Source organism: Riemerella anatipestifer ATCC 11845 = DSM 15868, assembly GCF_000252855.1.
In the GTDB taxonomy this organism is placed as follows: domain Bacteria; phylum Bacteroidota; class Bacteroidia; order Flavobacteriales; family Weeksellaceae; genus Riemerella; species Riemerella anatipestifera.
On the sequence record NC_017045.1, the window covers coordinates 1,909,156 to 1,922,231 of the forward strand.

5 protein-coding genes are annotated in these 13,076 nt (G+C 44.0%); all 5 read left to right on the forward strand.

Annotation, left to right across the window (positions count from 1 at the left end; translation table 11 throughout):
- The first annotated feature begins 20 nt into the window (after nt 1-20).
- The 5 genes from RA0C_RS09070 to RA0C_RS09090 all read left to right on the forward strand — a co-directional run bounded on the left by RA0C_RS09070 (nt 21) and on the right by RA0C_RS09090 (nt 12,961).
- Nucleotides 21-755 (forward strand): outer membrane beta-barrel protein, encoded by a 735-nt coding sequence (locus tag RA0C_RS09070; RefSeq protein WP_004919669.1) that lies wholly within the window; start codon nt 21-23, stop codon nt 753-755.
- A gap of 12 nt (nt 756-767) precedes the next feature.
- Nucleotides 768-2,720 carry a T9SS type A sorting domain-containing protein gene (locus tag RA0C_RS09075; RefSeq protein ID WP_004919667.1) on the forward strand — a complete coding sequence of 651 codons (1,953 nt, stop codon included), beginning with the start codon at nt 768-770 and terminating at the stop codon, nt 2,718-2,720.
- Nucleotides 2,720-7,243, forward strand: a complete 4,524-nt coding sequence (locus tag RA0C_RS10590) for a SpvB/TcaC N-terminal domain-containing protein (protein ID WP_014411356.1) — start codon at nt 2,720-2,722, stop codon at nt 7,241-7,243. Before RA0C_RS09075 ends, RA0C_RS10590 begins: the two co-directional genes overlap by 1 nt.
- Before the next feature lie 59 nt (nt 7,244-7,302).
- Nucleotides 7,303-11,856, forward strand: a complete 4,554-nt coding sequence (locus RA0C_RS10595; protein WP_014411357.1) for an RHS repeat-associated core domain-containing protein — start codon at nt 7,303-7,305, stop codon at nt 11,854-11,856.
- Between the two features lie 406 nt (nt 11,857-12,262).
- Nucleotides 12,263-12,961, forward strand: coding sequence for an IS1 family transposase (locus RA0C_RS09090; protein ID WP_004919663.1), 699 nt, complete (start codon nt 12,263-12,265; stop codon nt 12,959-12,961).
- Nucleotides 12,962-13,076: the final 115 nt, after the last annotated feature.

Below are 13,076 nucleotides of genomic sequence, written 5' to 3' on the forward strand. Positions count from 1 at the left end.
AAATTTAATCAAGAAAAAAGATGAAAAAAATAGGATTAGCAGCTTTATTTTTGGGGTTGACATTTGCAAACGCACAAAACTTAGCGAGAGAAATTACTTATGGGGCTTTTGTAGGAGGCATTTATTCTAAAATGGGGAATATAGAACCTGCCATTATTCCAGAGGGGATTTATCAAGGGTATCAAACGCAGGAAAAGGCAGAGACGAGCGTAATGGCTGGGTTGTTTTTAAATTGGAAATACCCTACGGAACGCATCAGTATTCAGCCAGAACTCTTTTACACGAGACAAAAAACTGACTTTACTTATACCGATGTTAAGGGGCTGAATTACACTATTGCTTTTGGTTATAATAACCTTAATGCAGGTTTTTTGTTTAAGTATTACCTTACGGATAAGCTGTATATAGGAGCAGGACCTTACCTTACCTTAAATTTGGATAAAGACGCTTTGGTTTATACCTCTAACGGCAGTGAGATGTCCACTAAAACAGGTGTTTACTTTGAACCTGATGCGGTGGTACAATCCACATTGAAACAATCGTTTGAAGGGAAAGACTATTTCCATACCGCTTTTGCGTTGGGCTACGAATTTGAAAATGGTTTAGGCATAGGAGCGAGGTATCAGTTAGGTTTGTCCGATGCTTTGGAAACCCAAGAAAATGGACATCGTTTTAAAAATACCAACAACCGGGTGAACGCCATTTCCTTGCAAATCAGTTATCGATTTAACTTTGATAGTTTTAACAACTTTTAAAACTCAGATTTAATGAAATCTATTTTACTGGCTTTGGGGTTAGGTTGCTTTAGTCTAAGTTTTGGACAGGAGGTTTACCCTGCTGGGGTGGAGCAACCTTTATTATGGCTAAAGACTAAAACGACCCAAGACGAACTCTTGTTGGAAGAGGTGAAGACAGGCAAAGTTTGGGCGAAACAATCTAAGCATCAAGCTGAGAACATCAATTGGAACTTGTCGAGTGCCTATTCGGGTTTCGTTCAATCGGGGGTTGATTTAACTAAGGAGCAAGCCGAAGCCGTTTCATTATTCATTGTTTATCATCAGAAAAGCAACGAGTCGGAGGAATTTCTTTGGCACTTGTCAGAAAAACAAACGCCCAAAATTACTGCGACCAATCAACGCTTAGCCGATTTAGGGCTGAAAAAATACAGAGCCTATCCCTCGTCCCAAGCCGAAGCGAAAGTAAAAATTCATTATTATCAGCATTACAAACCTTTGGAAGAAGAGGGGCAAACGTACCATTGGGCTTTGGGCAAGGGGGTAGCAGGGCTTCCAGCGGGAGTATTTTCAGGAGCCATTGCGGAGGTTATTTTTTATGACAGGGTGCTTTCTTTGGTGGAGATGCAACAGGTAGCTTCTTATTTAGCGGTAAAGTACGGCGTTTCATTAAATCAGTTGGAGTATAAGAATTATTATAACAGCCAAGGCAAGGTGATTTGGGATTATAAAGAGCACAAAAACTTTAATCAGAACATCACTGCTTTGGGGCGAGACGATAAGGGCAATTTATTACAGCCGAAAAGTCAAAATTCCAATAGCGAGAAGTTAGTCGCAATGGCATTACAACCGTTAGAATCGTCGGAAATTCCGAACGATTATTTTGTATTTTGGAGTGATAATGGTGGCGGTTTACAATTTAAAAAACAGGCAGAAGGACAACCTGATGGGATAGGTAGAAAATGGCGATTAGATTACACGGCGACCAAAGAAGCTAAGTTGCACACCCAGTTTTCACTGCAAAATTTGGAGAAGGAAACGCAGGAAGAAAGTAAAGAGCAATCCCAACCTAAATACTATTGGTTGGTGGTGGATAAAGAAGGACAAGGAAACTTTAACCCAGAACATTCGGCTTATGTTAAGTTGGGGGAGGTTAATCATTCGCAGCAGCAAGTGGTATTCAGTCAATGGGAGCAATACGAAAAGCCGTCGGTGGTTTACACGATTTGGGAAGCCCCCGAGATGTTTGCTCATTTGGGGTTGGCTTTAGGTAAGTGTGGACAGCCGTATTCAGGTGGAGTGGAATTTAATATGGTGGGCGGTAAAGCACCGTACCGCATTCAGTTGAAAGCTAAAGAGGCTAATGCTTGGCAGGAGCAATGGACGGAACAAGATGCCACTACCCGTAGAAAATTACACTTGTCATCGGGGACTTACCAATATTTAGTAACCGATGCCCAAAACCGACAGTACCAACAAGAATTTTACCTCTCGGACGGGGATATGCCGATGCCTAAACTTAATGAGGAATATCTGTTGGGCGAGCCTTTGGTATTGTCTCCGGAGAAGGATTTGCCTAAAGGAGATTACCGTTACGAATGGTATTTAGATGGAGCTTTAATAGCTACCACCCCGTCGTTATTGGTAAATAAAGCGGGGGATTACGAGTTGAGGTTGCAAAACGTGCAGGGGTGCCGTTCGGCTTCCAAGTTCAGAGTAACCTCTAAACAAGGCGATTTGGAAACCAAGGTGGTGCTATTTCCTAATCCGAGTACCGATGGCACCTTTAAGGTATTGGCTTCATTTCCGAAGCAGACCAGCGGTCGTTTAGAAATTTACACTATGGCGGGGCAGTTGGTAAGCACCGATTATTTTTACAATCTATCCCAGTATGAATACCGTGGTAGTATTCTGTCTTCTGGGGTTTATCTCATACAAGTTAAAACATCGTTAGGGCAAACTACACATAAATTAATTGTTAAGTAATGAAGCAAGTTTATAAATACATCTTATATTTCGTATTACTAAGCATTTCGGGGGGAGCAATGGTTAAGGTGTTTCCAAAACTTTTGCCTTGGGGAACTTCGGTGTCAAAAACTGAAATTTCTTCTCCTCCTATTACCAAAGAGAAAACGGTTATTCATTCTCCTGAGACAACTTCCGAAGCGAGGTTATCGCCAAGTAAGTCTTTAAAGCTGAATTATCAAGGTTTTTCGGCTTATTTTTCGGAGGGGAGTGTTTCTCGTGCAGTTAAGGTTTCCGTATTGGGGTTGAGTGAAAACCATCTCCCACGCTTAAGCTCTGATTTGGTTAATGTAACGGGGGGGACGGCAGGCTATCGTTTGTTGCCGAAGAAGACCAAACTAAAGAAACCCGTTGAAATCAAGATAAGTTACGATAAAGCCAAACTTCCGTCGGGTTATACGGAGGAAGATATAGATTTATTTTACTTTGATGCCAAAAAATCGGCGTGGCAGAAATTGCCGAAGGACAGTTTGATGATAGGAGCTTCGGCGGTAAAGGCGAAGACTTTCTACCTCTCCGATTTTATAGCAGGGGTGATAAAATTGCCAGAATCGCCGGACACTTCAGGCTTTACTCCTACGAGCATTAGTGGGCTTAAAGCCGCTTCGCCGATGGTGGGCATTCAACCATTGAGTGTACCTACGCCAAGTCCAGACGGGAGTGGTAGCACTTCGTTTGGGATAGAATTGCCTAAAGGCAGGGCAGGTATGCAGCCCTCGTTGCAGTTGCAATACTCTAATGAGGGGGGTAATTCTTGGTTAGGACTGGGGTGGAACTTAGCTTTGCCTTCGCTTACGGTGGACACCAAATTTGGAGCACCGAGGTACGATGCCCAAAAAGAAACCGAAACCTATCTATTATCGGGTGAAGAATTACTACCGAATGCCCACAGAGCCGAATGGGAGAACCGAAGTGCAGATAAAATCTTCTATCCGAGGAGAGAGGGGGCGTTCCAAAAAATACATAGGAAGGGAGCATCACCTAACGCGTACACTTGGGAAGTACGTTCCAGAGGAGGCGTTGCATTTTACTATGGAGATAGTGAAGACAGTAGACTGTCGGACGCCCAAGGCAATGTGGGCTATTGGGCATTAAGGGAGCAGAAGGATTTGCGTGGGAACACCGTAACTTACGAGTATACCAAGGCGCAGGGCGTACTTTACCCCAAAGCCATTTATTATACAGGGAAAGACGGCGCTAAGGGGGCTTATTCGGTACACTTTATAACGGATAAAGACTTGGGCGAACCTCAACGCAAAGACCTCCAGATTTCGGCAAGGTTAGGCTTTAAGCAAGAATACAACCGACTGCTCCGAAAAATTGAGGTAAAGTATGGGACAGCGATGGTTCGTTCCTATGAGTTGGTGTATAAAGAGGGGGCGTTTAGAAAGTCGTTACTGAGTGAAATTAAGGTGTACGATGCCGAGGGCAAACTGTTTTATACCAACACGTTGGACTATTACGACGATGTTCGGGACAGTTCGGGCAAGTATGTTCCTTTTGGCGAGTTTAAGAAATGGGAAGTTCCTAAAGACGGGATAGACTACACCTTCTTGGGGATTAAGGGCTTTTCGGGGCACCCTACTTTGGCGGGGACTTCCAGCTCCAATAGTAAGGGGGGCAGTTTCCGTATAGGGGTAGGACCTTCGGCGGACGCTTACAAAATCAATACGGTTGGAGTAAGTGGAGGTTACAGCTCTGGTAAAACGGAAAACAGGGTCTTTTTGCAGGATTTGGACGGCGACAATCTTCCGGATAAAGTTTATATTAAAAAAGATAAAGTTTATTACCGTAAAAACTTATCCTCTCAAGGCTTAACTAAGTTTTCGGACGAACTGAAAGAGATTAACCTCCCTCATATGGGGATTAGTGAGTCTTCATCGTTTAGTTTTGGAGTTGATTTGCAAGTTTCTCGGGCGACGATTGGCTACGACCGCCAGAGTACAACCAGCAGGACTTTCTCTTATTTTATGGATTTTAATGGCGATGGCTTGGTTGATTTTGCCGATGGTGGGCGGGTGTATTACAACCGATTGGTGAACGGAGTGCCTACCTTCTATGCCACCAGCAGCGGAACACCAGCACCCATAGTGGCGAGTAATAATAAATTAACTTTAGAAGGCAGTACAAAGTACACCAAGGAGGAATTAGAAAAACATAATCCATTACACGATGTCGTTAGAACTTGGCGAGCCCCACATACGGGAAAAATATCGGTAAAGCACGCCTACCAGTTGCAGCAAGATCTTTCCGAAGCCCGTCTAAACTATAAGAAAAACGACGGTACGGAGAAAGCCGACGGTGTGAGGCTTTACTTTCAGCATAGGGACAGTCTTTATTGGAAACAAGACATTGATGCCGAGGACTACACTCTAAAGCACAGAGAGGATACGTTGGAGGTTAAGCAGGGCGAATTGCTTCACTTTAGGGTAAGTTCTAAATACGACGGTAACTTCGACCAAACCCTTTGGACACAGACTATTGAGTATAAGACCATAGGCGATAATGAGAAGGATTATAACGGTTTGAGCTTAAAGTATTACGGTTCGGAGGCGGACGCTTTGCACCCTTCGGCACAGGGGTATATTTTCAGCATCTCTGCCCAACCGAAGTTTGGAGGGAAGTTGACTAAGGGCGTTACAACGGATTTAGTCAAGGTAAAGGTTTATAAGTACGGGTTTAGTATTAGTCCGGTGTTATTGTACGAGCGTACATTCCAAGCGGCAGAGACGGCGGATTTAGATTTAAGCACCATCAATTTGGGCAATTTCAACGCCGAGGAGGGCATCAGCATTACCGTAGAATCGCCAACGGAAATCAACTGGAAGCAACTCACTTTTACGCCGGAAGTTCGCTTTATCAATGAACAAAATGAGGAAGAAACCCAACCGCTGAATGTGGACTTTCTAATCAGCGAGAAGTTAGATGTGCACTATGCTCCTAAACTCGTAATGCCTCAACAAAAGGGGAAGCTAAGACTATTGTTAGAGGCTAATTTTAGTTCTTCAGAAGCAGGAACGCTTGAAATCACGGCGAAGCAGTCGGGTAAGGTAGCGGCGAGGAGTAGATTTAATGTATCTCGTTTAACTTCGGCACTTCCTGTAACGGAGCCGATGGTGTTGGATAGCATCAGTAAAGACGAGCCTTTGTTTGTGGAGATTAAGGTGTCTAATAAAGGGTTGTACAGAAGTTTGGTAAACAAGAGTATGCCTGTAACGCTTCAAATCAAAGACTCGATTAAAATTCCGGAGGACGACCCAAGGCAACCCGATGAGAAGTATGAAATCATCACGACGACACAGCTACACAATGCTTATACGGTCTATACCCTTTACCACGAGAGAAACGAGAATATATTGCTTGGCAAGAATTTTAGAGGTTGGGGCGGTTTTATCCTTAACGGGACATTAGCGGGAGAGATGATAGATGAATTGAGGTTAGTGGACTTTACGGGGAACTATTCGGACGACAAAGATCATGTACCAGATACTAACCCAGACAATAGAAGCCCAGAACAGGAGGAGCCGGGAATGGAAGTTTCTAAAGCCTACTTTTTTAGAGGGTTAGTCAGCTATCCTAAGAAACGTTATCAAGGGTTAGAGGAAGATATTTATGTTTCTGAGCGTTACTTTTCGCCATCGCGTTTGGGGGAGAACGATTTGGAGAAACACTTAGACACTTCGTTGCCGCAGCTTTCTGGGGGGAGCGGTGGGGCGCTCATTATGGTAAGTGAAAGCCGAAGCAATGCTTTTTCGGGAGGAGCAGCCATTGTGGGCGGTTCATATTCCGAAGGGGTATCAGAAGTAATGCAAACGATGAGCGACTTTAACGGCGACCGTTTCCCAGACTTTGTGCGTGGAGGACATGTCCAGTTTACCGAGCCGAGAGGAGGCTTAGAAGCCCGAACAATAGGTTTAGGCGGTAGTTTCAGCCGTTCCAAGGTGGAGACCAATGGTGGGTCGTTCAGTGGGTCGTTTCAGCACGGTGAACCTAAATCGTCTATGACCTTTAAAATCACGAGGAACGACCAGCAGAGGCTTACCATTACCCGTTCTACTGACGATGCCGACAAGGCGAAAAACAGCGTTTCGGTAAGTGGGAGCGTAGCTTCATCAAACGATTATTCCGAATATACCTATACCGACCTCAACGGCGACGGCTTGGCGGATAGGGTTACTAAAGACGGCTACATCAGTTATAACACGGGGTACGGCTTTTTACCGCAAGAGCAATGGGTTGGCTTTGGCGGATTGCTCACGGGCGACTCGCAAGATTTCAGTGCAGGCTTGGGCTATTCCGCTTATGGAGGCTCGTTTACGGGCGGGCTTAATTATACCAACTCCGTTACACAGAGCCGCACCCAGTTTTTAGATATGAACGGCGACGGCTTGGCAGACCGTGTGGTGTATGGCGATAATAATACGCTGATGTATCAGAATTTAGGTAACACTTGGGATACGACACCTTTGGTCATTCCTAAGTAGCAGGCAATCCTATCGCCGTAAACCGAGCGATTAGCTACGGGGGCAGTGCCAAGTATTCCGTGTATTTCAAATGGGGGTTCATCAAATTTGGCTTTACGGCAGGAGGCTTTGCAGGTAAGAGTACCAGCCGAATGGAAGCGGCGTTTATGGATGTGGACGGCGATGGCAATTTAGATTACATCTTGTCCGATGGCGAGGACGACCTCCGTGTGGCGACTTCTAATATACGCCGTACCAATAGGCTTAAAAGCGTTAAAAATGCCACGGGCAGCACCTTTGAGGTCGATTACGAGTGGGTGGCGCCTACTTACGAAAACCCTAACAGCAAGTGGGTGCTAAGTAGGGTAACCACTTTTGACGGACATCAAGGCGATGGCGAGGACTACACCATCAGCCGTTTCACCTATAAAGACCCGTACTACGACCGCCGAGAGCGAGAGTTTTATGGTTTTGCCGAAGTAAAGCAAGAACAGCTGGACCCTAAGGACGGCAAGGTGCTAAGAACTTCCGTGCAGCACTATTATAACAGGGACTACTTCCGCAAATCGTTGGCGAAAAACAGCTATACCTTAGACGCCCAAGGGCGAAAACTCACCGAAAGCACCGTGCAGTATCAGATTAAAAACGCCCGTACCAATACCGATTGGGAGGCGGAGCGTTTGGCACTGCCTGAAAGCGATGCCATTTCGGTCTTTATTGCCCCTACGGAAACCACCGAACGCCAATACGAGGGGGCGGGGTATTTGGAGCACAAAATCGCCCAAAGCTACGATGCTAAGGGGAACATCACCACTTACCAAGACTTTGGCACGGGCAATCCCAACTCGGCACTCAAAGCGGAAATTACTTATTATGAGAGCGAAACGCCCTACTTTGGGGGCATTGCCAAGAGCATCACGGTGCACGATGCCAACGGTTTGGTAAGGAAACGCGAGGCGGACATCAACCCGCAAACGGCAGAAACCACCCAAATCCGCAACTACTTTACGGCAGACCGCTACGCCCGTACCGACTTGTCTTACGATGCGTACGGCAACCTTGCCCAAATCACAGGGGCGGAAAACCACAAAGGGGAGCGTTCGAGCCTTCGCTATGAATACGACGAAGAAACGCACAGCCACCTAACGAAAATTACCGACCATTTTGGCTACGAAACCCGCACGGCGTACGACTACCGCTTTAACGCTCCGTTGGAAGTTACCGACCGCAACGGGGAGCAACTGCACTATACCATAGACGCTAAGGGGCGTACCACACACATTCTCGCGCCTAAAGAAGCGGCGGCGGGCGTGCCTTATACGGTGGCTTACGACTATTATCCGGAAGCCAAAGTGCCTTACGCCAAAACAAGAAACTACGATGCCGAGCACGGCAAAGACATCATCACTTATACCTATACCGACGGCTTAGGGCGTACGCTGCAAGTCAAGAAAACGGCGGCACTGTTCCAAGGGAAAAACCAAGCCGATGCCGAGCGTCTCATTGTATCGGGCAAACAAGTGTACGATGCTTTGGGTCGGGTGGTAGAGAGCTATTACCCTACCACCGAAACGCCAAGCGAGGCGTTCAGCACCCAAGTAGCTACGGTAATGCCTACCACTACGGCTTACGACGAGAAAGACCGCCCAGTATTGCAGACCCTGCCCGATGGCAGCACGGTAGCCACGGCTTACGAGGTGTCGGAAACAGCAGGCACCAAGACCCTTAAAACCACCGTAACCGATGCGTTGGGCAGGGTGTCCCATAGCGCCACCGATGTTTTGGGCAGAACGCTGAAACAAGTACAACCTACGGGGATAGAAACCACCTACCACTACAACGCCCAAGGCGAACTCCTAAAAGTAACCGATGCCGAAGGGCACCAGACCCTAAGCGAGTACGACCTTTTGGGGCGTCGCACCCAACTTACGCACCCCGATGCGGGCATCACCACATTGGCGTACGATGCGGCGGGCAACCTCATACGCCGTCAGACCGCCCAAATTCGGGAGCAGATGCCCGATGCGGCGATAGAATACCACTACGACCACAACCGTTTGCAGGAAATCCGCTACCCTAAGCACCCGGAGAACAATGTCCGCTACCATTACGGTAAGCAGAGCGAGAGCCCTCGCCGTCGGGGACGCTTGTGGTTGGTGGAGGACGCCAGCGGCGGTACCGAGTATTTCTACGGAAGTATGGGCGAGGTTGAAAAAGAAATCCGCTCGTTACGCATCACGCCGACGGAGGTGCACACCTACATCACCGAATACGGGTACGACAGCTTTAACCGTATCCAAACGATGACTTACCCCGATGGCGAAGTCTTGGACTTCGGCTACAATCGGGCAGGGCAGCTCACCACCCTCACGGGGAAAAAGGGCAACTACGAATACACCTACCTTAAACAACAAGGGTACGACGAGTTTGAGCAGAAAGTGTATCGCCAGTACGGCAACGGCACCGAAACCCGTTATACTTATGACCCTACAATGAGGCGTTTGGCGACACTCAACACCCAAAATACCAAACGAACCTTCCAAGACAACCGCTATACTTACGATTTAGTGGGGAACATCTTGCAGGTGGAGAACCAAGTTCCAATCGTGAATTATGCTTTGGGTGGAGCAAGTAGCTATCAATACCAATACGACGAGCTTAACCGTCTGATAAGTGCCACAGGAACTTACACAGGTGAGGCGACTTCTGCGGAGTACCAGCTCCAAATGCAGTACAATAAGCTCAACGGTATTGTTCAAAAATCCTTAACCCATAAGCAAAACGGTAAGGATAAAGGCTATGTGCTGGATTATGTTTATGGCAATAAGTCCCACCCTCACGCCCTAAGCGAACTTAAAGATTCTACGACACCGAAGCCAAGGGCTTACGAGTACGACGGCAATGGTAATCCGATAAGCTACGAGGGCTTTAAGGACTTTAGGGTGATGGTATGGGACGAAGAAAACCGTTTGCAGGGATTAAATGATAACGGTAAGTTGCATTTATATACTTACGACCACACAGGCGAAAGAGCCGTAAAAAGTAGTGCAGAGAGCCAAAAAACGGTGATTAACGGGGTAAGTTCCGCCGTCATCGTTCACGCGGAGAATTACACCGCTTATGTTAATCCTTATTTTGTAGTTAATAAGGGTAAGTTTACCAAGCATTATTTTGAAGGTACAAGCCGTATTGTGTCAAAATTGGGAGAGGGAACATTTCATCAACCGTCTGGTATAAATGCAGGAGGAATTGATTATGTGAAACAATCCGCAAAAGTGCAGGAAGCCATAGACCAATACATCAAAGGATTAAACATTCCGCCAGGTCCGCCAACGCAACACGGCATATACGGCACACCTGACTTTACAGGACAAGAGTACCCAAGTATAGATTGGTCAGACATTAGCCAAGACCAAGAGCCACCAGAGGGTTGGCCAAGACCGCCGAAGTTTAACGAGCCGGGCGATGTGCCGGGTCCGCCAGTACAGTATGGCGACCCCGTGAAACCCGATAATGTGAAAGGTGGGTTTGGTTATGTAGATAATGGGATAGAGGAGAAAAACTTGTATTTCTATCACCCTGACCATTTGGGTTCAAGTTCATACATTACAGACGCTAATGGCGATGTAAACCAACATACGGAATATATGGCGTTTGGCGAGGTATTATTTGACGAACACAAGGTAAGTAGAAGAATGCCGTATTTGTTTAACGGTAAAGAATTAGATTCTGAAACAGGGTTATACTACTACGGTGCGAGATATTATGATGCGAGAGTAAGTTTGTGGCTCGGTACAGACCCATTGAGTGGGTACAATCCAATAATGGAAACAGAGCATTATATAGATGGTCAGCATAACGGGGGAGTATTTAATCCAATGAACTTTGCTACCTATTCTTATACTTATCAAAATCCAATACTTTATATAGACCCTAACGGAAAGCAAACATTTTTTCTGCATACTAGAAATTTTGCTCCTTTTGATAGATTTGGAGGAGGTTTTGAGGGAGATGGGGATAATAGAAAATTTTCAACAGCAAAAAATATGTCTTATAGAATAGCTGGTACTACTACGATTAATTTAGATAAATTTACTATGAGTAATGTTCGTGGAGGTAAAGCTCATTCTGATTGGTTAGGAACTAGCTTTAGTAGTGCAATTTCTCCGACAAATGTTGATTATAGTTATGCGGATAATGGTAGAAAAACCCAAAATTATTATATGCATATTTATGGTAAAAATAAAGCATTATTATGGGGGATTGTTTCACCAGATATAGATACAAATGTTAATCTAGAAGTTTCTAATATTAAGAAAGGGCAAAGTTTTGATATTTCAGGAAATGTATATGGTGATAAATTTCCATCAAATGAAACATATATTACTGATAAAAAAGGTAACTCTTTGTTTTTAGGAGTTTCTGGAGCGGATGGTTCACCTTTTACATCTTTAGCTGGAGATAATGATAGACCTATGTCTAGTTTTAAATTTAAAGTTTTACTAAATAAAGATGATACATTTAGGGGTGTAAGATATAGGGGAAAAGATTATACAGGTAGTCAATGGAACTCACAATTTGAGAAATTAAATCCAAGAGATGGCAATGTTCAATCGGGAAAATCAGCAGAATAAATTTTATTATGAAAAATTCAATGTTTAAGATATTTATTATAAGTCTTGTGATATTATCCTTTTTTGCTTATTTAATAGGTCTTACAGATAGTGCTTTTCAGAAAAATTATTATTCAGATAATATATTTATTTGTTTTATTAATTCCATAAAATATTTTATTTTTTGGGTATTACCTTATTGGTGGTTAATTATATTGATTGGAGCAATCTTATCAATGGGGATATTTTATGTATTTAAGAGGGTTATATATCTGATGCAAAAATAGGTCGTGTATCAGAGTTAGTGATGATGATGATTTAGGTTATTAAGTGTTTGGTTGTTAGAGGTGATGTTATTGTAGATGAGCCTTAAAAGATGAATGATAGATATATTAGAGTAACAAAAAAGTGATAAAAAAGGAGATAAATGATAGAAATTAAGACCTTGTGTATCAAAGTTAGTGATACCAAGATGTGTCCCCATTGTTTATCAAAAAAAATTATTAAAAATGGACGCACCAAGACCTTAAAACAACAGTATTACTGTAAGGAGTGTTATCGTCGTTTTATAGATTATTATACCTATCATGCTTATCATTCAGAGATTAACCGCAAAATAGTGGTCTATACAAAAGAGGGTTTGGGGATTCGTTCTATAGCGAGGGTATTAGGTATATCTGTTACCACTGTACTGAAAAGACTTTTGGCTATAGCTAAAGCATTGTCTTCTCCTTTGATAGCCTACGGAAAGGAATATGAGGTAGATGAGATTTGTAGTTATGTGAGGCATAAAGGAAATAAAATTTGGATTACTTATGCTATGGAGCGTGATAGTGGAAATGTGGTGAGTTTTAGCATTGGTAGGCGAACTAAAACCACTTTGTCAAAAGTAATTACCACATTGCTTTATAGTCGTCCAAAGCGTATCTATACAGATGGTTTACATCATTACCGCTACTTGATTCCTCAAAATATACATAAGGTTTCCCGCTATGGCACTAATAAAATAGAACGATTGAACCTAACCTTGAGAACTAAACTAAGGCGTCTAAATAGGAGAACGATTTGTTTTAGTAAGAGTCTTTGTATGTTTATGGCGATAATGAAAATATATTTTTGGTATTAGCTTACTATAATGGATAGTAATTTAGTGCAAATATTAGTTAGTGTAATTATAGCGATATTATTACTCCTTTATATAAAGGATAAAAAAAGATATATGAAAGGAAAAGAGTATGATC

Bases quoted from the DNA above. Each gene is read 5' to 3' on its own strand.
- RA0C_RS09070 (WP_004919669.1), top strand. From the start codon at position 21: ATGAAAAAAATAGGATTAGCAGCTTTATTTTTGGGGTTGACATTTGCA.
- RA0C_RS09075 (WP_004919667.1), top strand. From the start codon at position 768: ATGAAATCTATTTTACTGGCTTTGGGGTTAGGTTGCTTTAGTCTAAGT.
- RA0C_RS10590 (WP_014411356.1), top strand. From the start codon at position 2,720: ATGAAGCAAGTTTATAAATACATCTTATATTTCGTATTACTAAGCATT.
- RA0C_RS09090 (WP_004919663.1), top strand. From the start codon at position 12,263: ATGATAGAAATTAAGACCTTGTGTATCAAAGTTAGTGATACCAAGATG.